The organism is Neobacillus sp. YX16, assembly GCF_030123505.1.
In the GTDB taxonomy this organism is placed as follows: domain Bacteria; phylum Bacillota; class Bacilli; order Bacillales; family Cytobacillaceae; genus Neobacillus.
Genome location: NZ_CP126115.1, coordinates 239327 through 261446 on the forward strand (window position 1 = coordinate 239327; position 22120 = coordinate 261446).

Annotated in this window: 18 protein-coding genes, 13 tRNA genes and 3 rRNA genes; 32 read left to right on the forward strand and 2 right to left on the reverse strand. The window is 42.0% G+C overall.

The genetic code is table 11. The annotated features are described in order from the left end of the window. The first annotated feature begins 87 nt into the window (after window positions 1-87). The 6 genes from acpS to QNH48_RS01270 all read left to right on the forward strand — a co-directional run bounded on the left by acpS (window position 88) and on the right by QNH48_RS01270 (window position 6054). Window positions 88-438 (forward strand): holo-ACP synthase, encoded by a 351-nt coding sequence (gene acpS / locus QNH48_RS01245; protein ID WP_095251318.1) that lies wholly within the window; start codon window positions 88-90, stop codon window positions 436-438. 130 nt (window positions 439-568) lie between these two features. Continuing rightward, window positions 569-1579, forward strand: a complete 1011-nt coding sequence (locus QNH48_RS01250; RefSeq protein WP_283953440.1) for a LolA family protein — start codon at window positions 569-571, stop codon at window positions 1577-1579. A gap of 126 nt (window positions 1580-1705) precedes the next feature. Further along, window positions 1706-2869: an alanine racemase gene (alr, locus tag QNH48_RS01255; protein WP_283953441.1), complete on the forward strand. Its 1164-nt coding sequence runs from the start codon at window positions 1706-1708 to the stop codon at window positions 2867-2869. Window positions 2870-3054: 185 nt separating this feature from the next. Then, entirely contained in the window at window positions 3055-3336 is a 282-nt protein-coding gene (locus QNH48_RS01260) for a CopG family ribbon-helix-helix protein (protein WP_095251323.1), read from the forward strand. Between the two features lie 4 nt (window positions 3337-3340). Then, window positions 3341-3691: a type II toxin-antitoxin system PemK/MazF family toxin gene (locus QNH48_RS01265; protein WP_034673264.1), complete on the forward strand. Its 351-nt coding sequence runs from the start codon at window positions 3341-3343 to the stop codon at window positions 3689-3691. Between the two features lie 173 nt (window positions 3692-3864). After that, entirely contained in the window at window positions 3865-6054 is a 2190-nt protein-coding gene (locus tag QNH48_RS01270; protein ID WP_481858449.1) for a Tex family protein, read from the forward strand. 250 nt (window positions 6055-6304) lie between these two features. Here the strand turns inward: QNH48_RS01270 and cmpA are convergent, their stop codons facing one another. Further along, window positions 6305-6418: a cortex morphogenetic protein CmpA gene (gene cmpA / locus QNH48_RS01275; protein ID WP_095251326.1), complete on the reverse strand. Its 114-nt coding sequence runs from the start codon at window positions 6416-6418 to the stop codon at window positions 6305-6307. A 92-nt stretch (window positions 6419-6510) separates the two neighbouring features. Between cmpA and QNH48_RS01280 the strand changes: the two genes are divergently transcribed. The 22 genes from QNH48_RS01280 to QNH48_RS01385 all read left to right on the forward strand — a co-directional run bounded on the left by QNH48_RS01280 (window position 6511) and on the right by QNH48_RS01385 (window position 17289). Beyond that, window positions 6511-6984 (forward strand): SprT family protein, encoded by a 474-nt coding sequence (locus QNH48_RS01280; RefSeq protein ID WP_283953443.1) that lies wholly within the window; start codon window positions 6511-6513, stop codon window positions 6982-6984. Between the two features lie 119 nt (window positions 6985-7103). Further along, window positions 7104-7178: transfer RNA gene (locus QNH48_RS01285), tRNA-Asn, on the forward strand. Between the two features lie 7 nt (window positions 7179-7185). After that, a tRNA-Ser gene (locus QNH48_RS01290) sits at window positions 7186-7276 on the forward strand. 7 nt (window positions 7277-7283) lie between these two features. Further along, window positions 7284-7355 (forward strand) — tRNA-Glu (locus tag QNH48_RS01295). A 55-nt stretch (window positions 7356-7410) separates the two neighbouring features. Next, window positions 7411-7487: transfer RNA gene (locus QNH48_RS01300), tRNA-Asp, on the forward strand. A gap of 23 nt (window positions 7488-7510) precedes the next feature. Continuing rightward, window positions 7511-7585: transfer RNA gene (locus QNH48_RS01305), tRNA-Gln, on the forward strand. Window position 7586: 1 nt separating this feature from the next. Further along, window positions 7587-7662: transfer RNA gene (locus QNH48_RS01310), tRNA-Lys, on the forward strand. 86 nt (window positions 7663-7748) lie between these two features. Further along, a tRNA-Leu gene (locus tag QNH48_RS01315) sits at window positions 7749-7833 on the forward strand. 66 nt (window positions 7834-7899) lie between these two features. Then, window positions 7900-7985 (forward strand) — tRNA-Leu (locus QNH48_RS01320). Between the two features lie 62 nt (window positions 7986-8047). Beyond that, window positions 8048-8124 (forward strand) — tRNA-Arg (locus QNH48_RS01325). Window positions 8125-8131: 7 nt separating this feature from the next. Next, window positions 8132-8208 (forward strand) — tRNA-Pro (locus QNH48_RS01330). A 15-nt stretch (window positions 8209-8223) separates the two neighbouring features. Then, window positions 8224-8297 (forward strand) — tRNA-Gly (locus QNH48_RS01335). A gap of 110 nt (window positions 8298-8407) precedes the next feature. Further along, window positions 8408-9957: ribosomal RNA gene (locus QNH48_RS01340) — 16S ribosomal RNA — on the forward strand. Between the two features lie 199 nt (window positions 9958-10156). Beyond that, window positions 10157-13094 (forward strand): 23S ribosomal RNA (locus tag QNH48_RS01345). A 76-nt stretch (window positions 13095-13170) separates the two neighbouring features. Continuing rightward, window positions 13171-13286, forward strand: a 5S ribosomal RNA gene (gene rrf, locus QNH48_RS01350). The 16S, 23S and 5S rRNA genes sit together here with 13 tRNA genes alongside, the layout of an rRNA operon. 84 nt (window positions 13287-13370) lie before the next feature. Continuing rightward, window positions 13371-13444: transfer RNA gene (locus QNH48_RS01355), tRNA-Met, on the forward strand. A gap of 38 nt (window positions 13445-13482) precedes the next feature. Further along, window positions 13483-13559: transfer RNA gene (locus tag QNH48_RS01360), tRNA-Asp, on the forward strand. Between the two features lie 182 nt (window positions 13560-13741). Then, the gene (gene tsaE / locus QNH48_RS01365; protein ID WP_133371871.1) at window positions 13742-14215 is read left to right on the forward strand and encodes a tRNA (adenosine(37)-N6)-threonylcarbamoyltransferase complex ATPase subunit type 1 TsaE; all 474 of its coding nucleotides are present in this window, start codon (window positions 13742-13744) and stop codon (window positions 14213-14215) included. Further along, on the forward strand, window positions 14196-14903 hold the full coding sequence (gene tsaB / locus QNH48_RS01370) for a tRNA (adenosine(37)-N6)-threonylcarbamoyltransferase complex dimerization subunit type 1 TsaB (protein ID WP_133371870.1): 708 nt from the start codon (window positions 14196-14198) through the stop codon (window positions 14901-14903). The genes tsaE and tsaB overlap by 20 nt, the downstream gene beginning before the upstream one ends. A 12-nt stretch (window positions 14904-14915) precedes the next feature. Beyond that, a complete protein-coding gene (gene rimI / locus QNH48_RS01375) occupies window positions 14916-15365 on the forward strand; it encodes a ribosomal protein S18-alanine N-acetyltransferase (RefSeq protein WP_283953444.1) in 450 nt (149 codons plus the stop codon). After that, window positions 15362-16384, forward strand: a complete 1023-nt coding sequence (gene tsaD / locus QNH48_RS01380; protein WP_283953445.1) for a tRNA (adenosine(37)-N6)-threonylcarbamoyltransferase complex transferase subunit TsaD — start codon at window positions 15362-15364, stop codon at window positions 16382-16384. Before rimI ends, tsaD begins: the two co-directional genes overlap by 4 nt. Window positions 16385-16854: 470 nt before the next feature. After that, on the forward strand, window positions 16855-17289 hold the full coding sequence (locus QNH48_RS01385) for a Gmad2 immunoglobulin-like domain-containing protein (RefSeq protein WP_283953446.1): 435 nt from the start codon (window positions 16855-16857) through the stop codon (window positions 17287-17289). Between the two features lie 43 nt (window positions 17290-17332). On the opposite strand, the gene QNH48_RS01390 is transcribed toward QNH48_RS01385, so the two are convergent. Beyond that, window positions 17333-19252 (reverse strand): ABC-F family ATP-binding cassette domain-containing protein, encoded by a 1920-nt coding sequence (locus QNH48_RS01390; protein ID WP_283953447.1) that lies wholly within the window; start codon window positions 19250-19252, stop codon window positions 17333-17335. Window positions 19253-19438: 186 nt separating this feature from the next. On the opposite strand from QNH48_RS01390, the gene moaC reads away from it, so the two are divergent. From moaC to QNH48_RS01410, 4 genes are all read left to right on the forward strand, one after another. Continuing rightward, window positions 19439-19936 carry a cyclic pyranopterin monophosphate synthase MoaC gene (gene moaC, locus QNH48_RS01395; protein ID WP_283953448.1) on the forward strand — a complete coding sequence of 166 codons (498 nt, stop codon included), beginning with the start codon at window positions 19439-19441 and terminating at the stop codon, window positions 19934-19936. A gap of 32 nt (window positions 19937-19968) precedes the next feature. Next, entirely contained in the window at window positions 19969-20625 is a 657-nt protein-coding gene (locus tag QNH48_RS01400) for a redox-sensing transcriptional repressor Rex (RefSeq protein ID WP_095251839.1), read from the forward strand. 121 nt (window positions 20626-20746) lie between these two features. Next, complete coding sequence (locus tag QNH48_RS01405; RefSeq protein WP_283955646.1) at window positions 20747-21370, forward strand: YhbD family protein; 624 nt, start codon at window positions 20747-20749, stop codon at window positions 21368-21370. Window positions 21371-21382: 12 nt separating this feature from the next. Beyond that, the gene (locus QNH48_RS01410; protein ID WP_283953449.1) at window positions 21383-22102 is read left to right on the forward strand and encodes a polymer-forming cytoskeletal protein; all 720 of its coding nucleotides are present in this window, start codon (window positions 21383-21385) and stop codon (window positions 22100-22102) included. Window positions 22103-22120: the final 18 nt, after the last annotated feature.

A 22120-nucleotide genomic window follows, 5' to 3' on the forward strand; every position in this document is an offset into this window, starting at 1 on the left:
AGTAAACTTACTAATAATAATAGACTGAATTAAGGTCTTGTTGTACTATTATGCATCTTTAAATATAAATAGAAGGGAACCTTGAGCATGATTAAAGGGATTGGAATTGATATTATTGAACTTTCCAGGATCGAAGAGATTGTCACTAGACAAAAGAAATTAGTAGATCGAATACTGACTGAAAATGAGAAACGAACGTTCGTACAGCTTCCTGAGCGAAGAAAAATTGAATTTTTAGCTGGGAGATTTGCGGCAAAAGAGGCTTATTCTAAGGCTCTTGGGACGGGAATCGGTAAAGAGTTATCTTTTCTAGATATTGAAATCGAAACAGATTCTTTAGGCAAGCCCTGCATCGTAAAGCCTGAAAGTAATGGATTTCTTTCTATTTCACACAGCAGAGATTATGCTGTTGCACAGGTAGTCATCGAAGAAAAATAGAAAAATTCACAATAGCTTGGCAATCCTTTTATCATATTCCAAAAGGTTGTCTCATATATTCATAGGGAAATGGGAGAGACGAGTCTTCTTTATATTCATATGAAAATGAGACAAGAAGGGGTTGAAGGAATTGAAGAAAAGGTTTTTGCTTTTGTTTACGGGGTTAATGGTCATCTTTCTACTAGCTGCCTGTGGCTCTAAGTCAAAAGATGATGTGGTGAAAGAGTTAAATGGAAAACTAAATGATTTAACTGGTTATAAAGTAGATGCAAAAATGACGTTGAAAATGGGAACTGATTCACAGGTGTATAATGTTGAGATTTGGCATAAGGATCCAACATTCTACCGTGTTAATTTAAAAAATGCAGAAAAAGATCAAAGCCAGATGATCTTACGTAATGATGAAGGGGTATTTGTTTTAACTCCTGCACTTAAAAAGAGTTTCAAATTCCAAAGTGACTGGCCGCAAAACAGCAGCCAAGCTTATTTATACGAATCGTTAATTAAAGACATTGTTGAAGATAAAGAGTCAAAATTCTCTGCTACAAAAGAACATTATGTATTTGAAACAAAAACTCGTTATCAAAACAATAGTATGCTGCCAATCCAGGAAATTAAACTAAACAAAGAAGATTTATCACCGGCGATGGTAAAAGTGATGGACCCAGATCGAAATGCGCTAGTTACTGTAGAGTTCTCAAAGGTTAAATTCAACGCCAGCTTTGATGATAGCGATTTTGATATGAAAAAGAATATGACTCGTGCTGATCTTAACCTTCCTGTAATGGCAGATAGTAAGGATGAAGCCTTTACTGTTAAATACCCAACTGCTGATATGGGTGCGAAGTTAGTGGATGAAAAGGTAGTCAACCTTGAGGATGGAAAACGTGTTGTCCTAACCTATGAAGGTGCTAAGTCATTCACACTAGTACAAGAAAAGGTAACCGTGAAGGAAGCCTCATCGTCACCAACTTATGTGGATGGAGACTTAGTTGATTTAGGTATTACTATCGGTGCTGTTTCTGAAGGCTCGATTACGTGGACTTCCGATGGTGTAGACTACATGATTGCATCAAATGACCTAACGGAAAATGAACTCATCGAGATTGCAAGAACCGTGCAAGGAGATGTAGAAAAATAAGATTAAAGGATACAGGCTCTGTATAGGGCCTGTTTTTCATTTGACAATTAAAATAAGTAGTTTGATAATCAATAGGGTAAAAATAAATATAATAAAAGTGACTTTAAGTAATTAGGAAGTGGAATAATGCAAGAGCAGGGCTATTTTTATAGAGATACATGGGCAGAGGTTGATTTAGATTATATTCTCGCAAATGTTACATCTGTCAAAAAACTTTTGCCTCCCAAAGTGGAAATCATAGCTGTGGTAAAAGCAAATGCATACGGTCATGGGGATATTAAAGTGGCCGAGAGTGCACTGAAAGCAGGTGCAACGTATCTAGCAGTTGCATTTATGGATGAGGCCATCGCCCTCCGGAATAAGGGAGTACTTGCACCCATTCTAGTCTTAGGTGCAACACGTCCAGAAGATGTTGAGCTGGCAGTCAAATTTAACATTACCATTACAGTATTCCAGTTAGAATGGGTAACGGTTGCACAATCCTATCTTCCAAAAGATAAGGTACTTCCAGTTCATATTAAGCTTGATACTGGAATGGGGAGAATTGGTATCCGTACAAAGGAAGAGTTAGAACAGGTTATCGAAACGATTTCAAGAGATGGACGGCTGGCAATTGAGGGTATCTTTACCCACTTTGCCACAGCAGATGAAGCAGACCAAACTTACCTAGATAAACAATTAGAGTTATTTCATGATTTGCTGTCTGTTATAAAGGAAAAGCCTAAATATATCCATTGCAGTAATAGTGCCGCTGCTTTACGTTTCTCAAAGGCTAATTTTAATGCCGTTCGTCTTGGAATTGCGATGTATGGATTGACACCATCTCCTGAAATAGAACATGAACTGCCTTTTCCCCTTAAGGAGGCGTTTTCGCTCCGTTCGAGACTTGTCCATGTGAAAAAACTCGATAAAGGTGATAAAGTAAGTTATGGTGCTACTTATGAGGCAGAGGACGAAGAGTGGATTGGTACGATTCCTATCGGTTATGCTGACGGCTGGATTCGTCGACTTCAAGGGCAGGAAGTATTGGTTGAAGGTAGAAGGGTGCCAATTGTTGGCAGGATTTGTATGGATCAATGTATGGTAAAATTACCACATGAAGTTCCTGTTGGGACGACTGTTACGTTAATAGGCAGACAGAGTGAAGAATTTATTTCAGTTAATGAAATTGCTCAAAAACTAGAAACAATCAATTATGAAGTACCATGTATCATCTCAACTAGAGTGCCCCGTCTATATAAACAAGGTGGGAAAATTGTCGTATTAAAAAACTATCTTCTGCCCGAATAAATGGCCTATTATTAAAAATGGGAACATATTTATGATAATGCGGAATTTTGGTGCATAAAAGGTAGTTTGTTTGGCCTATAATACAGAAGTATTATAATTAGTCTATGCATGTTGGGCATTAAGTGGTATTATTAAATATGGTAGATAGAAAAAATGGTGTGTAGTGATGGTGGAGGTGTATGTTTGTGTCTGAATCCGGCGCAACTACGGAAATCTTAGTAAAATTACCGCAACATCTTTTAACCGAGTTAGATGGTTTTGTAAAATTAGAAAACGTTAACCGGAGCGAGTTTATTTATCAGGCAACTAAAATGTATTTACGCGAACGAAAAAAGAGACAAATTCGCGAATCCATGAGACGTGGGTACATGGAAATGGCAATGATCAATTTATCGATTGCATCGGAAGCATTTCAAGCAGAATTTGAGGCAGAGCACACAGTTGAACGTCTTGTAAGCGGAGGGTAATCCCTTGATTGTCAAGCGTGGTGACGTTTATTTCGCGGACCTATCCCCAGTTGTTGGTTCTGAACAAGGCGGCGTCCGTCCTGTACTTGTCATTCAAAACGACATCGGGAATCGGTTTAGTCCCACAGTTATTGTTGCAGCGATTACAGCACAAATTCAAAAAGCGAAGCTTCCCACTCATGTAGAAATTGATGCGAAGCGCTACGGTTTTGAACGAGATTCAGTCATACTTTTAGAACAGATTCGTACAATTGATAAACAGCGGTTAACCGATAAAATAACCCATCTCGATGACGAAATGATGGAAAAAGTGGATGAAGCCTTGCGAGTAAGTATAGGTCTCATCGAATTTTAGCATGATTGCACGCTCTTCTTAGAAAGAGCGTTTTTTTATACGTATGCTCTAACCTCATATTTGTTTCTGCCTTTAGCAAGCTAATTAGCTTGCTATTTTTTTATTTATAAGAAGAAACTGCTCCTTTAATGAATCGATTGAGGTAATTTGATACAATATGGTAATAGGAATGGATGGAGGTTTGTGAAGTGAATGATACAGTTGTAAAAGATGAACAGCTCCTTGGGAAGGTAGCTGCCGAGTTAACCATACCTCATAAGCAGGTAAAGAGTGTAATCTCGTTATTGAATGAGGGCAACACTGTGCCATTTATCGCCCGCTACCGTAAAGAAATGACAGGGGCACTAGATGAAGTCCAAATACGAAATATCCAGGAACGCTGGCAATACATACAAAACCTTGAGCAAAGGAAAGAAGAAGTACTTCGGACCATTGCAGAGCAAGGAAAATTAACGGAAGAACTATCACATAAAATAACGAAAGCAGAAAAGCTTCAAGAGGTGGAAGATTTATATCGCCCTTATAAACAAAAACGACGTACAAAAGCGACGGTTGCAAAGGAAAAGGGGCTAGAACCATTAGCAGAATGGTTATTAACATTTCCTAAAACTCCGATTGAGGAAAAGGCAAAGGAATTTTTATCGGATGAAAAAGAAGTCCTTACGGCCGAAGACGCGATTGCTGGTGCGAAAGATATCATTGCTGAAATGATTTCCGATGATGCAGAGGGGCGGAAATGGATTCGTAACGAAACCTTTAAGTCGGGAAAAGTGGAATCAACAGTAAAAGATGCGGAAAAAGACGAGAAAAAAGTTTATGAAATGTACTATGAATATGAAGAGCCAGTAAATAAAATTGTTCCCCATCGAATCCTTGCATTAAATCGTGGTGAAAAGGAAGATATCTTAAGGGTATCGATAAAGATGAATAATGACATAATCCTATCTTATCTATCAAGAAAATGGGTACGTGTACAGCATTCACCCGCAGCACCTTTTGTAATAGAAACAATTGAAGATAGCTATAAGCGGCTTATCCAGCCCTCGATTGAAAGGGAAATTCGGGGTGAACTAAATGATAAAGGTGAAGAGCAAGCGATTCATATCTTCTCTGAAAATCTTCGTAACCTCCTTTTGCAGCCGCCTTTGAAAGGAAAAGTGGTTATTGGCGTTGACCCGGCTTATCGGACAGGCTGTAAGCTAGCGGTTGTGGATGAAACAGGTAAGGTGTTGAAGATTGATGTGATTTATCCGCATCCACCCGTCTCAAAGACAAAGGAAGCGAAAGAGAAGTTCATCCAAATTCTGCGGGATTATAAAGTAGAGATGGCTGCCATAGGCAATGGAACTGCCTCAAGGGAAACCGAACAATTCGTAGCCGATATCCTGAAGGAAATGGAAGATGAAATCTATTATCTAATTGTGAATGAAGCGGGTGCCAGTGTGTACTCTGCTTCTGATATAGCGAGAGAAGAGTTTCCTAATTTTCAAGTAGAAGAAAGAAGTGCAGTCTCAATTGCAAGAAGATTACAGGATCCACTTGCAGAGCTAGTGAAAATAGACCCGAAATCAGTAGGGGTTGGTCAATACCAGCATGATGTTACGCAAAAGCGTCTTTCCGAATCATTGCATTTTGTTGTGGAAACCGCGGTTAACCGTGTAGGTGTGAATGTAAATACAGCTTCAGCTTCCTTGTTGCAATATGTTGCAGGACTGACAAAAACAGCGGCCCATAATATTGTGAAGAAAAGAGAAGAGGAAGGGAAGTTTACGAGCAGGGTCCAATTAAAGAAAGTCCCTCGTCTGGGGGCTAAAACATATGAACAAGCCATTGGCTTCTTGCGTGTATTAGATGGGAAGCAGCCGTTAGACAAGACGGGAATTCACCCAGAAAGCTATAATGAAGTGAAAAAGTTATTAGAGAGCCTGGGCTTTTCAACAGATGATTTAGGTAGTGCTGAATTAAGAGATGCTCTTGGTGGTCTTGATTTAAAATCAGTTTCTGCAGAGCTGTCAATTGGTGAATTAACATTAAAAGATATCATCGACGCACTTGTAAGACCAGAACGTGACCCGCGTGATGACCTGCCGCGTCCATTATTGAAAAAGGATGTCCTTAAATTAGAAGATCTAAGTGCAGGAATGGAACTGCAGGGGACAGTTAGAAATGTAGTAGACTTTGGCGCGTTTGTAGATATCGGCGTTAAGCAGGATGGTCTCGTTCACATTTCTAAGCTAAGTAATCGTTTTGTGAAACATCCTTTGGATATCGTATCTGTTGGTGATGTGGTAACTGTTTGGGTGGACTCAGTGGATATGAAAAAAGGCAGAGTAGCATTAACCATGCTGCCGCCATCTAAATAAAGAAACACTTAATGAAGATGACCATTTTTTTCGGATGGTCATCTTTTTTTGTGAAGTTGAACTTGGAGCGTTCATGACGACCAGAATGAAGGAAAATTTAGAAAGTGGTAACCATAGAGCGTTCATGGTGACCAAATAAAAGAGAAATCGAAAAAAGTGGTAACTAATAGAGGCTATTGGTTACCAAACATCAACAGAAAATAAAAAAGCGGTAACCAATAGACGCTATTAGTAACAGAGCATTGTATTCTTATGAAATATGTTTCTTCCTGTAAAAAAACCAGCATTGGTTTAACAGTTTAATTTGATATCGGTCCTTCTCGTAGAAAGCTCTTTTCATTTGGTTTTGGAACCAAGTCGGCATAGTTTACCCTCCCGAAAAGTAGATCATTATAGGTATCTACAATATATGCTATAATAGGTTGTCACGTTCGCTTTATGTAAGGAGGAAGGCAAATGGAGGATAAAGAACTACAAAAATTAGTCGAAAAAGTCTCGATTGAATTCTTTGGTAAGCCATTTAGGCATAAAGCCTCCTTTAATAGCAGGCTGCGTTCAACAGGGGGAAGATATCTACTTGGGACTCATAACATCGATATCAATAAAAAATACTTAGACCAACTGGGTTTAAACGAACTAATCGGGATTATTAAACATGAACTCTGCCATTACCATCTCCACTTAGAAGGAAAAGGGTATCAGCACCGTGATCAAGATTTTAAAATGTTATTGAAAAAAGTAGGTGCACCAAGATTCTGCAGTCCACTGCTAGACAAACCTAAGAAACGCACCCCAAATAAAATTCTCCTTTATGAATGTTCAAAATGCCGTCAGCAATATAAAAGAAAAAGAAGTATTAATACAAATCGGTATGTGTGTGGAAAGTGCAGAGGTAAGCTTAAAAAGGTAAAAGAGTTATATGAAGAATAAGGAAATAATATGCAGGTTATTTTCTATGAAAATCGTATTGACTTTATAATGCATCGTCATTATAATGTAAAGAGTCGACAAGCTGATTGTCCTTGTTTGACATCGAAAAATTTAATTATTCCGCAGTAGCTCAGTGGTAGAGCTATCGGCTGTTAACCGATCGGTCGTAGGTTCGAGTCCTACCTGCGGAGCCATTTTTATGGGGAAGTACTCAAGAGGCTGAAGAGGCGCCCCTGCTAAGGGTGTAGGTCGGGTAACCGGCGCGAGGGTTCAAATCCCTCCTTCTCCGCCATAAAATTGGCCCCTTGGTCAAGTGGTTAAGACACCTCCCTTTCACGGAGGTAACACGGGTTCGAATCCCGTAGGGGTCATCAGGGACGGGAGATGATTTTAACTCATTTCCTGTTTCTTATTTAAAACACATTTGGTCCGGTAGTTCAGTTGGTTAGAATGCCTGCCTGTCACGCAGGAGGTCGCGGGTTCGAGTCCCGTCCGGACCGCCATTTTCTTATGAGATTTCCAATATTGGGCTATAGCCAAGCGGTAAGGCATCGCACTTTGACTGCGACATGCGTTGGTTCAAATCCAGCTAGCCCAGCCAAGAGCCATTAGCTCAGTTGGTAGAGCATCTGACTTTTAATCAGAGGGTCGAAGGTTCGAATCCTTCATGGCTCACCAAGTTATTTTTTGAAGAAAAACAACCAAGTTATTTTCATTAGAAAATAACCAAGATTTTTTGCGCTAGCAAAATAATCTTTATATTTGCGGGTGTGGCGGAATTGGCAGACGCACCAGACTTAGGATCTGGCGCCGCAAGGCGTGGGGGTTCGACTCCCTTCACCCGCACCAACCAATTATTAGCTCTTGAAATAACGTTGATAATCTGTTATGCTAATAAATGTCGCTGAAACGTATGCGGTCGTGGCGGAATGGCAGACGCGCTAGGTTGAGGGCCTAGTGGGGGCAACCCCGTGGAGGTTCAAGTCCTCTCGGCCGCACCAAAAAAAGATGTTGACATATCAAGCTTGGTTTGATACAATGTAAAAGTTGACTTTGAAAGTTTGCGCCCGTAGCTCAATTGGATAGAGCGTCTGACTACGGATCAGAAGGTTGTGGATTCGACTTCTTCCGGGCGCGCCATTATTTACGGGAAGTAGCTCAGCTTGGTAGAGCACTTGGTTTGGGACCAAGGGGTCGCAGGTTCGAATCCTGTCTTCCCGACCATTCGGAATTTTATATGCGGGTGTAGTTTAGTGGTAAAACCTCAGCCTTCCAAGCTGATGTTGTGAGTTCGATTCTCATCACCCGCTCCAATTTTACTATTAATTGCTCTTTGAAAACTAAACAAACAAGAACGTCAACAAACAATTTTTTAGCTTTTTAGAAAAGCTAAGCCAACGTAACAAAATGAGCTATATCAACTTTCTTGGAGAGTTTGATCCTGGCTCAGGACGAACGCTGGCGGCGTGCCTAATACATGCAAGTCGAGCGAATCTTGAGGTGCTTGCACCTCTTGGTTAGCGGCGGACGGGTGAGTAACACGTGGGCAACCTGCCTGTAAGACTGGGATAACTTCGGGAAACCGGAGCTAATACCGGATAATCCTTTTCCTTTCATGAGGAAAAGCTGAAAGTCGGTTTACGCTGACACTTACAGATGGGCCCGCGGCGCATTAGCTAGTTGGTGAGGTAACGGCTCACCAAGGCGACGATGCGTAGCCGACCTGAGAGGGTGATCGGCCACACTGGGACTGAGACACGGCCCAGACTCCTACGGGAGGCAGCAGTAGGGAATCTTCCGCAATGGACGAAAGTCTGACGGAGCAACGCCGCGTGAGCGATGAAGGCCTTCGGGTCGTAAAGCTCTGTTGTTAGGGAAGAACAAGTATCGGAGTAACTGCCGGTACCTTGACGGTACCTAACCAGAAAGCCACGGCTAACTACGTGCCAGCAGCCGCGGTAATACGTAGGTGGCAAGCGTTGTCCGGAATTATTGGGCGTAAAGCGCGCGCAGGCGGTCCTTTAAGTCTGATGTGAAAGCCCACGGCTCAACCGTGGAGGGTCATTGGAAACTGGGGGACTTGAGTACAGAAGAGGAAAGCGGAATTCCACGTGTAGCGGTGAAATGCGTAGAGATGTGGAGGAACACCAGTGGCGAAGGCGGCTTTCTGGTCTGTAACTGACGCTGAGGCGCGAAAGCGTGGGGAGCAAACAGGATTAGATACCCTGGTAGTCCACGCCGTAAACGATGAGTGCTAAGTGTTAGAGGGTTTCCGCCCTTTAGTGCTGCAGCTAACGCATTAAGCACTCCGCCTGGGGAGTACGGCCGCAAGGCTGAAACTCAAAGGAATTGACGGGGGCCCGCACAAGCGGTGGAGCATGTGGTTTAATTCGAAGCAACGCGAAGAACCTTACCAGGTCTTGACATCCTCTGACACTCCTAGAGATAGGACGTTCCCCTTCGGGGGACAGAGTGACAGGTGGTGCATGGTTGTCGTCAGCTCGTGTCGTGAGATGTTGGGTTAAGTCCCGCAACGAGCGCAACCCTTGTTCTTAGTTGCCAGCATTCAGTTGGGCACTCTAAGGAGACTGCCGGTGACAAACCGGAGGAAGGTGGGGATGACGTCAAATCATCATGCCCCTTATGACCTGGGCTACACACGTGCTACAATGGATGGTACAAAGGGCTGCAAGACCGCGAGGTTTAGCCAATCCCATAAAACCATTCTCAGTTCGGATTGTAGGCTGCAACTCGCCTACATGAAGCCGGAATCGCTAGTAATCGCGGATCAGCATGCCGCGGTGAATACGTTCCCGGGCCTTGTACACACCGCCCGTCACACCACGAGAGTTTGTAACACCCGAAGTCGGTGGGGTAACCGTAAGGAGCCAGCCGCCTAAGGTGGGACAGATGATTGGGGTGAAGTCGTAACAAGGTAGCCGTATCGGAAGGTGCGGCTGGATCACCTCCTTTCTAAGGATAATGCAGTCCTTGTGGACTGATAAAAAGTTGACTGTTACTTGTTTGTTTAGTTTTGAGGGAGTAATTCTCTCAAAGCTTTTTTTAATCGTTCTTTGAAAACTAGATAATCGTAAGAAGAAGTCAAAGTAAAACCGAGAATCGCCACATTAGTTTTTCTCTCTTAAGTAATTAAGAAGAAAATAACCTTTTAGGTTAAGTTAGAAAGGGCGCACGGTGGATGCCTTGGCACTAGGAGCCGATGAAGGACGGGACTAACACCGATATGCTTCGGGGAGCTGTAAGTAAGCTTTGATCCGGAGATTTCCGAATGGGGGAACCCACTGCTCGTAATGGAGCAGTATCTTTACCTGAATACATAGGGTATTGAAGGCAGACCCGGGGAACTGAAACATCTAAGTACCCGGAGGAAGAGAAAGCAAACGCGATTCCCTGAGTAGCGGCGAGCGAAACGGGACATAGCCCAAACCAAGAGGCTTGCCTCTTGGGGTTGTAGGACACTCAACATGGAGTTACAAAGGAACGGGGTAGATGAAGCGGTCTGGAAAGGCCCGTCATAGAAGGTAAAAACCCTGTAGTTGAAACTTCGTTCCCTCCTGAGTGGATCCTGAGTACGGCCGGACACGAGAAATCCGGTCGGAAGCTGGGAGGACCATCTCCCAAGGCTAAATACTCCCTAGTGACCGATAGTGAACCAGTACCGTGAGGGAAAGGTGAAAAGCACCCCGGAAGGGGAGTGAAATAGATCCTGAAACCGTGTGCCTACAAGTAGTTAGAGCCCGTTAATGGGTGATAGCGTGCCTTTTGTAGAATGAACCGGCGAGTTACGATTACATGCAAGGTTAAGTTGAAGAGACGGAGCCGCAGCGAAAGCGAGTCTGAATAGGGCGATTTTAGTATGTGGTCGTAGACCCGAAACCAGGTGATCTACCCATGTCCAGGGTGAAGTCCAGGTAACACTGGATGGAGGCCCGAACCCACGCACGTTGAAAAGTGCGGGGATGAGGTGTGGGTAGCGGAGAAATTCCAATCGAACTTGGAGATAGCTGGTTCTCTCCGAAATAGCTTTAGGGCTAGCCTCACGTTGTAAGAGTCTTGGAGGTAGAGCACTGTTTGGACTAGGGGCCCTCATCGGGTTACCGAATTCAGACAAACTCCGAATGCCAAAGACTTATCCGTGGGAGTCAGACTGCGAGTGATAAGATCCGTAGTCAAAAGGGAAACAGCCCAGACCACCAGCTAAGGTCCCAAAGTTTACGTTAAGTGGAAAAGGATGTGGAGTTGCTTAGACAACCAGGATGTTGGCTTAGAAGCAGCCACCATTTAAAGAGTGCGTAATAGCTCACTGGTCGAGTGACTCTGCGCCGAAAATGTACCGGGGCTAAACGTAACACCGAAGCTGTGGATTGACACCGTATGGTGTCAGTGGTAGGAGAGCGTTCTAAGGGCGTTGAAGCTAGACCGTAAGGACTGGTGGAGCGCTTAGAAGTGAGAATGCCGGTATGAGTAGCGAAAGACGGGTGAGAATCCCGTCCACCGTATGCCTAAGGTTTCCTGAGGAAGGCTCGTCCTCTCAGGGTTAGTCGGGACCTAAGCCGAGGCCGAAAGGCGTAGGCGATGGACAACAGGTTGATATTCCTGTACCACCTCTTTATCGTTTGAGTGATGGGGGGACGCAGGAGGATAGGGTAAGCGCGCTGTTGGATATGCGCGTCCAAGCAGTTAGGCTGGTAAGCAGGAAAATCCGCTTACCGTAAAGGCTGAGCTGTGATGGCGAGGGAAATATAGTACCGAAGTTCCTGATTCCACACTGCCAAGAAAAGCCTCTAGCGAGATAAAAGGTGCCCGTACCGCAAACCGACACAGGTAGGCGAGGAGAGAATCCTAAGGTGTGCGAGAGAACTCTCGTTAAGGAACTCGGCAAAATGACCCCGTAACTTCGGGAGAAGGGGTGCTTTTTGAGGTGAATAGCCTCGAAGAGCCGCAGTGAATAGGCCCAGGCGACTGTTTAGCAAAAACACAGGTCTCTGCGAAGCCGCAAGGCGAAGTATAGGGGCTGACGCCTGCCCGGTGCTGGAAGGTTAAGAGGAGGGGTTAGCGCAAGCGAAGCTCTGAATCGAAGCCCCAGTAAACGGCGGCCGTAACTATAACGGTCCTAAGGTAGCGAAATTCCTTGTCGGGTAAGTTCCGACCCGCACGAAAGGCGTAACGATCTGGGCACTGTCTCAACGAGAGACTCGGTGAAATTATAGTACCTGTGAAGATGCAGGTTACCCGCGACAGGACGGAAAGACCCCGTGGAGCTTTACTGTAGCCTGATATTGAATTTTGGTACAGCTTGTACAGGATAGGTAGGAGCCTGAGAAACCGGAGCGCTAGCTTCGGTGGAGGCGTCGGTGGGATACTACCCTGGCTGTATTGAAATTCTAACCCGCACCCCTTATCGGGGTGGGAGACAGTGTCAGGTGGGCAGTTTGACTGGGGCGGTCGCCTCCTAAAGAGTAACGGAGGCGCCCAAAGGTTCCCTCAGAATGGTTGGAAATCATTCGCAGAGTGTAAAGGCACAAGGGAGCTTGACTGCGAGACCTACAAGTCGAGCAGGGACGAAAGTCGGGCTTAGTGATCCGGTGGTTCCGCATGGAAGGGCCATCGCTCAACGGATAAAAGCTACCCCGGGGATAACAGGCTTATCTCCCCCAAGAGTCCACATCGACGGGGAGGTTTGGCACCTCGATGTCGGCTCATCGCATCCTGGGGCTGTAGTCGGTCCCAAGGGTTGGGCTGTTCGCCCATTAAAGCGGTACGCGAGCTGGGTTCAGAACGTCGTGAGACAGTTCGGTCCCTATCCGTCGTGGGCGCAGGAAATTTGAGAGGAGCTGTCCTTAGTACGAGAGGACCGGGATGGACGCACCGCTGGTGTACCAGTTGTCTTGCCAAAGGCATCGCTGGGTAGCTATGTGCGGACGGGATAAGTGCTGAAAGCATCTAAGCATGAAGCCCCCCTCAAGATGAGATTTCCCATAGCGTCAAGCTAGTAAGAACCCTGAAAGATGATCAGGTTGATAGGTCAGAGGTGGAAGCGTGGTAACATGTGGAGCTGACTGATACTAATCGTTCGAGGACTTAACCAATTTTTAAAGGCGAACTCGTTTTACAAACTTCTTCTGCATTATCTAGTTTTGAGGGAATGATACCTCAACAAAATAGTCTGGCAGCAATGGCGAGAAGGTCACACCCGTTCCCATACCGAACACGGAAGTTAAGCTTCTCAGCGCCGATGGTAGTTGGGACTTTGTCCCTGTGAGAGTAGGACGTTGCCAGGCTGTACTATTTTTTAAAAATGTGTGTATATATTGTTGTTCTTAACATATAATATATTAGCGCACAAATAGTTTCATTTATACTGTCGCGGGGTGGAGCAGTCTGGTAGCTCGTCGGGCTCATAACCCGAAGGTCGCAGGTTCAAATCCTGTCCCCGCAATTTAAGTTCTTTTCAAGAAAAACACTTGAAAAAACTTTGGTCTGGTAGTTCAGTTGGTTAGAATGCCTGCCTGTCACGCAGGAGGTCGCGGGTTCGAGTCCCGTCCAGACCGCCATTTATATTTTTAAAAACACGAAACGATGTTTCGTATTTTTTTTGCATTTTTGCTTAAATGACGGAAATTAGGTAAAATACATAGTGAGTGGACATCCTTAGGAGCTATCCTAAGGTTTTTTTTTACAAAAATAAGGTAGAATGAAGATAGCGGCATGCTATTGTTTCGTAAAAGGTGATTATATGAATCAGTATGAAAAAAATACAATAGATCCTAGTGAAACTTTTCAGCTTGCATCTAAACTTGCAGCGTTATTAAAGCCTGGCGATGTGATTTGCCTAGAGGGAGATTTAGGTGCTGGTAAAACCACCTTCACTAAAGGATTAGCTAAAGGATTAAATATAAATAAAACCGTAAACAGTCCGACTTTTACCATAATAAAAGAGTATAAAGGCAGGCTGCCTTTGTATCATATGGATGTATACCGGGTTGCTGATGCTTATGAAGATTTAGGCTTTGATGAATACTTTGAAGGCGATGGTGTGACCGTTGTTGAATGGGCTCATTTAATTGAAGAACAATTGCCTGTTGAATTGTTAACCATCTATTTGTATCACGAGGGTTCAGAAAAAAGAAAAATTGTGTTTGTTCCAAAAGGGAAAAGATATGAGCAATTATGTAAGGAGATTTTTCTAAATGACCATACTAGCGATTGATACTTCTAATTATCCATTAGGGGTTGCGCTTATTGAAGATAATCAGGTACTTGGCGAATATATTACCAACTTAAAGAAGAATCATTCGGTTCGCATTATGCCAGCCATTCAGACGTTAATGAAGGATTGTGAAAGAGTCCCCGCACAGTTAACTAAAATAGTAGTTGCACAGGGTCCAGGTTCCTATACAGGAGTTCGCATTGGCGTTACTATAGCCAAAACGATGGCTTGGTCGTTAAAGATTCCCTTAGTAGGAATTTCTAGTCTTGAAACTATCGCAGCTGGGGCAGGGAGATACTTTGATGGATATATTTCGCCTCTCTTTGATGCTAGAAGAGGACAAATCTACACAGGGTTATATGAATACCAAGGCGGGGTACTAACTACCGTTAAAGACGATTGCTTAGTCTTGTCAGCAGATTGGTCTGCCTCATTAAAAGAGTTAAAGAAACCAATATTATTTGTTGGCAATGATTTACCCCTTCATCAAGCTGTGATAAAAGATACCCTGAACTCTCAAGCAGTATTTGCTGCGATTACGGAGCATAATCCTCGCCCTTCGGAACTCGCCTTATTAGGTGAAAATAAACTGGGAGTGGACATTCATTCCTTTGTTCCTAATTATATCCGTTTAGCTGAGGCAGAAGCGAAGTGGTTAGAGGCAAATGGGAAAATTTTAAAAGGATAGGAATAGAGAAATATGGTAGATTCTTATGTTTTTCGTCATATGAAGGAAGAGGATATCAATCAAATTTTAGAGGTTGAACATGCCTCTTTTGCTACACCATGGAGCAGAGAAGCTTTTTATAATGAAATTTATAATAATAAATTTGCCGTTTATATTGTCTTGGAAGAAGACCAAAAGATAATTGGTTATGTTGGTGCATGGGTTGTCATTGATGAAGCCCATGTAACGAATGTGGCCATACTTCCTGAATATAGAGGCAGAAAGCTAGGGGAAGCATTGCTTCGTAAAATGATGACACTTGCTAAGGAAATGGGAGCGAAAAGCATGACTCTTGAAGTTCGTGTGACGAACCAGGTAGCACAATCTCTTTACCGTAAGTTAGGATTCCAAAATGGCGGCATTCGGAAAAATTATTATTCTGATAATCAAGAAGATGCTCTAGTAATGTGGGTGAATATATGATAAAAGATCAATGGATTATGGGAATAGAAACTAGCTGTGATGAAACAGCAGTAGCCATTATTAAAAATGGCAGAGAAATTGCTGCCAATGTGGTTGCCTCACAAATTGAAAGTCATAAGCGTTTTGGCGGAGTGGTTCCTGAAATTGCTTCCCGTCACCATGTGGAACAAATTACAATTATCATTGAAGAGGCTTTAAAAGAAGCAAATCTTACATTTTCAGATTTGGATGGTATTGCCGTAACGGAAGGTCCTGGATTAGTTGGGGCCCTATTAATTGGTGTAAATGCAGCCAAGGCATTAGCCTTTGCACATAATATCCCACTAGTTCCTGTTCATCATATTGCTGGACATATTTATGCAAACCGGCTTGTAACAGAGTTACGCTTTCCTCTCCTCTCCTTAGTGGTGTCTGGAGGTCATACGGAGTTAGTATACATGAAAGAACAGGGACATTTTGAAGTCATAGGTGAAACAAGAGATGACGCTGCTGGTGAGGCATATGATAAGGTTGCCAGGACCTTAAAACTGCCATATCCCGGCGGGCCGCATATTGACAAGCTGGCTCAGGAGGGCAGTGATACTCTCAATTTGCCTAGAGCTTGGTTAGAAGAAGGATCATTTGATTTTAGCTTTAGCGGTTTAAAATCAGCCGTTATTAATACAGTTCATAATGCAGAACAAAGGGGTGAAATCATCGCTCCGGAGGATCTTGCAGCGAGTTTTCAGGAAAGTGTGATCGAAGTATTGGTAAAAAAGACGGTAAAAGCAACAACTGAATACAAGGTGAAGCAAGTGCTGCTGGCTGGCGGCGTTGCAGCGAATAAAGGTCTTAGAAAGGCACTTGAAAAGGCCTTTTCAGACAATGCCGATATTGATTTAGTCATACCGCCTTTAAACTTGTGTACAGATAATGCTGCGATGATTGCTGCGGCAGGAAGCATTATGTTCGAAAAAGGAATTCGAGCTGATCTTACATTAAATGCAAATCCAGGATTAGATATAGAGTTATACAATTAGAGTCCTTCTGAATATGAAGGGCTTTTTTGTTTCGAAAAATGATTTCTAGATGGCCAGACTAGTTTCTTTACGGATTGTTACCGAGAAAGAAGGTGGCAATGAAAATTCGGTCACAATAAAGGTGCTAACAAGATATTGTACACTTTGTTAAGTGTAGAACACACCTTTTTGTGGATAACTTTTTTTTAAAAATTGTCCAATAGATGAATAATGTGGGTAAGTTACCTGTTTTATGTGGACAATGTGGATAAGTAGGGCTTTTTCTGTGGATAATGTGGAAAAGTAGGAATAAGGTTGCAGTACTAAGTTTTAATATGTGCATAAAGTTGTGGAAAAGGTATCTTAGGGGAGAAATTTAAGAGTTTTTAACGAATTTTGTCGATTATTAAGTGAAAATGTAGAGTTGCCTCCATAGGGGATTTTTTATTTCGGTGAATATAGTAGATAAAAAGTAGAAGAGGGGGATATGGATGAAAAAGAAGTTCTTATTAGGGATTCTCATGGTCCTATTTTTCGGATTAACGGCTTGCAGCTTAGATATTAATTTATCAACAGACGATAAGAAACCAGAAGTGATGGATGATGGAAATGATCAAGAACAGGTAGACAATAAACAGTACCAAAATGAAGTCTTTAAAGAAGTTACAGTTTCAAAATCGGAGGGTGAGGCACTCGTGAAGGGAAAGGCAAGGGTGTTTGAAGGTGTTTTTCAATATGCAGTAATCTCTGGAACGGAGATATTACAAGAAAATCATTATCAAACAGACGGTGCGCCTGCATGGGGAAGCTTTGAAATAGCGATCGACAAGGAACTTTTGACAAAAGAAGAAGTTACGATCGAGCTATTTGTTTATTCCGCAAAGGACGGTTCCAAAACAGACATACTAACCATTCCAATTAAATAGTAAAAAGGGGCTTGGATATTGGTTATCCAAGTCCCTAGTGTATTTATTCTGCCAGTTCGGCCCATTCTTCCATTAGTTGTTCGAGTTCGGTCTTTGCTTTTTCATTTTTTAAATTGATTTCAAGAACCTTCTCGTGGTCCTGAAATATTTCAGGCTCACATAGCGTTTCCTCGTACTCTTGGATAAGTGCCTCCAGTTCTTCAATACGTAATTCAATTTCTTCTAATTTTCGCTTTCGCTGCCGCTCAAGCTTTTTACCTTCTTTATCCTGTTGGTAGGTATTTCTTTCTTGTGCTTCACTTTGAGTTTGTTTCCTTGTGGTGCTTGCCATTTCTAAAGCCTTTAGCTCCGCTTCCTCAAGCTTTTTCTCTAAATAATAGTCATAGTCACCAAGAAACTCAGAACTGCCGTACGCGCTAAGCTCCAGTACCTTTGTTGCAATTCTGTTAATAAAGTAGCGATCGTGTGATACAAAAATAATCGTACCTGGATAGTCGACTAAGGCATTCTCGAGAACTTCTTTACTATCTAGGTCAAGATGGTTAGTAGGCTCGTCCAATATTAGGACATTTGCTTTTTCTAGCATTAATTTGGCCAGTGCAAGTCTTGCCTTTTCACCGCCGCTTAATGTAGAAACAATTTTTAATACATCATCACCGGAAAACAGAAAGTTACCTAAGACAGTTCGTATTTCCTTCTCGCTTTTTAACGGCCATTCATCCCATAGCTCATTTAGAACCCGCTTATTGGAGGTTAATTCTGCCTGCTCCTGGTCGTAGTATCCGATTGCTAGATTTGCACCATATTGAATCGAACCGGCTAAGGAAGGAAGTTTTTTTATTATCGTTTTTAGTAGAGTAGACTTACCGATTCCATTTGGACCAACTAAGGCAATACTTTCACCACGGTAGGCACGAAAGGATATCTTCTCCGATACTTTTTGTCCTTCATATCCGACTGCGAGGTTATCTACAAAAAGAACATCATTTCCCGTTTGTTTCTCTATTTCAAAAGAGAAGGTGGCAGATTTCTCGTCTCCTAATGGCCGGTCCACTAAGTCCATTTTCTCCAATTTTTTACGCCGGCTTTGAGCGCGCTTGGTCGTCGATGCACGCGCTAGGTTACGTTGGATAAAATCTTGAAGATCCGCAACTTCCTGCTGCTGCTTCTCATATACCTTTAAATCACGCTCATAATTAGCCGCTTTTTGATCTAGATAAGAGCTATAGTTTCCGATGAATTTTTGAATTTGCCTCCGTGAAACTTCATAAACCTGTGTGACCACTTTATCCAAGAAGTAGCGGTCATGGGACACGATTAAAATGGCCCCGTCATAGCCTTGTAAGTATTGCTCAAGCCACGTAAGTGTATCGATATCGAGATGGTTTGTAGGTTCATCCAAAATTAATATATCGGGCTTCGTTAAAAGAAGCTTACCTAATGCTAGACGTGTCTTCTGACCGCCGCTTAAGCTGGATATCATCAATGAGCTGTTATGAAAATTTAAACCGTGGAGGATAGAGCGAATATCCGCTTCGTACTGATAACCGCCCTGTTCTTTAAATCTCACTTGCAGTTCATCATATTCTTTTAAAATTCGTTCGTAGCGGGCATTATCCTCTATAGCGGCAGGATCCGACATCGAAATCTCAAGGTGTCGAAGTGTTTTTTCCATACTTCTAAGGGATTCGAAAACGGTTAACATTTCATCCCAAATCGACAAATTTGATTCTAATCCGGTATTCTGAGCTAAATAACCAATGCTTACTCCCTTTGGTTTAATAATTTCTCCGCCATCATGGGACAGATGTCCGGCTATTATTTTCAATAATGTCGATTTTCCAGCACCGTTTCGCCCCACAAGTGCCACACGGTCCCGCGTTTGTAATTCTAGTTTTATATTCGATAAAATTAGGTCTGCACCATAGTATTTTGCTAGTTGATTCACTTGTAATAAAATCATTGTTTTTCACCTCAATTACTAAGTTAAGTGTACCTTATTCCAACAATGTCAGCAATAAAGTGTACTAGTTATGGGGAAAATAAGAGAATCATGTAAGAAAAAAATGTAAATTTCTTTATGCATTCGCTCAAAGTTTCACAGACAAATAATAAAAAATAGTGTATTATTTTGTGGGAGGATTATATTATGTCTGATTTTACTCATTTTAACGAAGAAGGAAGAGCTAAAATGGTGGATGTTAGCGATAAGCCAGAAACGGCCCGTACAGCACTTGCTCATTCCAGTATTACGGTTAGTCGAGAAATCTATGAAAAAATTACAAATAATGATATGAAAAAAGGCGATGTTCTTGCTGTGGCTCAAGTGGCTGCGGTAATGGGAGCAAAGAAGACCTGGGATTTGATCCCCATGTGTCATCCTATTTCTTTAACAGGGGTAAATATTTCTTTTTCATGGGAAAAGGAACATGATAGCGCATATACATTAAATATTGCCGCTGCTGTCAAAACAAAAGGAAATACAGGTGTTGAAATGGAAGCGTTAACAGCTGCATCCACATGTGCACTAACTGTTTATGACATGTGTAAAGCCGTCGATAAGGGTATGGTTATCGGAAAAACATATCTGGTTGAAAAAACTGGCGGAAAAAACGGAGATTTCCATAGGACGGAACAAATTAGATAAATGAACAAACTATTTATAGGGGGTGGGAGAATATGAGTAATGAGACGATGAAAATACCACAAGCGACAGCAAAACGGCTGCCCTTATATTATCGATTTTTAAAGAATCTACATTCTTCCGGTAAACAGAGGGTATCTTCTGCAGAATTAAGTGAGGCTGTGAAGGTGGATTCGGCAACCATTCGCCGGGATTTTTCTTATTTTGGAGCCTTAGGGAAAAAGGGATATGGCTATAATGTCAATTATTTATTAACTTTCTTTCGGAAAACATTAGATCAAGATGAATTAACTAAAGTAGCGTTAATTGGTGTAGGTAATCTTGGTACAGCCTTTTTAAATTATAATTTTTTAAAAAATAATAATACAAAAATTGAATGTGCCTTTGATGTGGATCCGGATAAGATGGGAACAACGATTCGTGATGTACCAGTGTTTCATATGGATGAGCTGGAGAAGGTTTTAAGCAATGATGATATTCATGTAGCCATTCTGACTGTACCTGCTCCCGTGGCACAAATGATTACCGATAGACTTGTAAATTCTCATATTAAGGCAATCCTGAATTTTACTCCTGCCAGATTGAATGTGCCGCCATCCATTCGCGTTCATCATATTGACTTGGCTGTCGAACTACAATCACTTATTTACTTCCTGAAGCACTACCCAACAGAGGAAACAACAGAAGAATAAGAGTAAAGACCTTTTCACGTATATAGTGAGAAGGTCTTTTTTGTCGAATAAAAATAAAGAAGGAAACTTTACGAGTGTAACAGTGTTATGTTACACTCGTTCTATGAAAGGGGTTTTCATGATGAGTGAGGAGTTAATTTCAAAGAAGGATTTGTTAGATTTAGCCGGAATATCTTATGGACAGTTATACAGATGGAAACGAAAAGACCTTATACCTGAGGATTGGTTTATCAGAAAATCAACATTTACGGGTCAAGAGACATTTTTTCCAAAAGGTAAGATTTTAGAACGAATTAATAAAATTCAACATATGAAAGAAAACCTTTCATTAGATGAATTAGCTGATATGTTTTCACCGAATATAGCTGATTTACAACTGGAAAAGGATGAATTAGTAAAGCGTAACATTGTTTCAAATACAGTGCTTGATTATTATTTAGAAATAGAAAAGGGCGGACCTGCGTTTAATTTTTCACGAATCCTTGAAGTGTATGTTTTAGAAAAGCTGCTTCAGTCAGGTGAAATTAATTTGGATGAAGGGAAAATGCTGTTACAGGTTTTATTAGACAATAAGTCATTGATTAGGCAAAAGAACGCTGAATTGGTGTTCACCCGGAAATTAGGTGTTTCATCTTGTCTTTTACTAATTAATACTGAGAACTTCCAATTTGAACGGAGCACGAAAATAGTCGTCCAGCTATCGCTAATGGCATGCATGGAGGAAATAAAATCAAAATTATTATAAAGGAGAATCAAAATGGAGACGAAAAAAAGGGGAGACCTGCTTATAAATGGCTTTGGATCTTCAAATGGCGGATCGTTCAATTCGGTAAGTATTAATGGTAAAGGAACAGTTACTGGTGATGTGGAATGCTCGGATTTGGATGTTAATGGTTCGGGTTCTATAACTGGGAACGTTGTTGTGAATCATCATGCGCAGTTTAATGGACACGGAAAGATTAAAGGCAATATGGAAAGTCAGTTTCTAACGGTTGAGGGGGGAGCGGGAGTTACAGGAAACTTGATAGTAAAGAAGCTGAAGGTATCAGGCAAAGCGAATGTCGGAGGGAAAATTAAAGGGGATGAAATAAAGATTAAAGGAAGGTTAACCGTGGGAGAAGATTGTGAAGCGGAAATGTTTAAGGCAGAATCACAATTTACGATCGGCGGCTTGTTAAATGCTGATTTAATTGACATCACTATTTTTGCAGATTGTAGTGCAAAAGAGATAGGCGGTCAAACCATCCTAATAAAGCAAAAAAACTCACTCCTGGGCTTCCTTAAACCTTTTGTACGTAATCAATTGAAATCGGAATGTATTGAAGGAGATAAAATTGAAATTGAAAACACCAAGGCTGGGATGGTCCGTGGTAACCAAGTCGTAATAGGAGCTAATTGCGAAATTGAGGTAGTTGAATATTCCGGCGAATTTACAATGGATAAGAATTCGATTGTGAAAGACATCCGAAAGATCTAAGTGAAAGGTGGAAGTAAA

Excerpts from the sequence above, each read along its gene's own strand:
- acpS (WP_095251318.1), top strand. The coding sequence starts at position 88 with ATGATTAAAGGGATTGGAATTGATATTATTGAACTTTCCAGGATCGAA.
- alr (WP_283953441.1), top strand. The coding sequence starts at position 1,706 with ATGCAAGAGCAGGGCTATTTTTATAGAGATACATGGGCAGAGGTTGAT.
- QNH48_RS01270 (WP_481858449.1), top strand. The coding sequence starts at position 3,865 with ATGGAGGTTTGTGAAGTGAATGATACAGTTGTAAAAGATGAACAGCTC.
- cmpA (WP_095251326.1), bottom strand. The coding sequence starts at position 6,418 with ATGCCGACTTGGTTCCAAAACCAAATGAAAAGAGCTTTCTACGAGAAG.
- QNH48_RS01280 (WP_283953443.1), top strand. The coding sequence starts at position 6,511 with ATGGAGGATAAAGAACTACAAAAATTAGTCGAAAAAGTCTCGATTGAA.
- tsaE (WP_133371871.1), top strand. The coding sequence starts at position 13,742 with ATGAATCAGTATGAAAAAAATACAATAGATCCTAGTGAAACTTTTCAG.
- tsaB (WP_133371870.1), top strand. The coding sequence starts at position 14,196 with ATGACCATACTAGCGATTGATACTTCTAATTATCCATTAGGGGTTGCG.
- rimI (WP_283953444.1), top strand. The coding sequence starts at position 14,916 with ATGGTAGATTCTTATGTTTTTCGTCATATGAAGGAAGAGGATATCAAT.
- tsaD (WP_283953445.1), top strand. The coding sequence starts at position 15,362 with ATGATAAAAGATCAATGGATTATGGGAATAGAAACTAGCTGTGATGAA.
- QNH48_RS01385 (WP_283953446.1), top strand. The coding sequence starts at position 16,855 with ATGAAAAAGAAGTTCTTATTAGGGATTCTCATGGTCCTATTTTTCGGA.
- QNH48_RS01390 (WP_283953447.1), bottom strand. The coding sequence starts at position 19,252 with ATGATTTTATTACAAGTGAATCAACTAGCAAAATACTATGGTGCAGAC.
- moaC (WP_283953448.1), top strand. The coding sequence starts at position 19,439 with ATGTCTGATTTTACTCATTTTAACGAAGAAGGAAGAGCTAAAATGGTG.
- QNH48_RS01400 (WP_095251839.1), top strand. The coding sequence starts at position 19,969 with ATGAGTAATGAGACGATGAAAATACCACAAGCGACAGCAAAACGGCTG.
- QNH48_RS01405 (WP_283955646.1), top strand. The coding sequence starts at position 20,747 with ATGAGTGAGGAGTTAATTTCAAAGAAGGATTTGTTAGATTTAGCCGGA.
- QNH48_RS01410 (WP_283953449.1), top strand. The coding sequence starts at position 21,383 with ATGGAGACGAAAAAAAGGGGAGACCTGCTTATAAATGGCTTTGGATCT.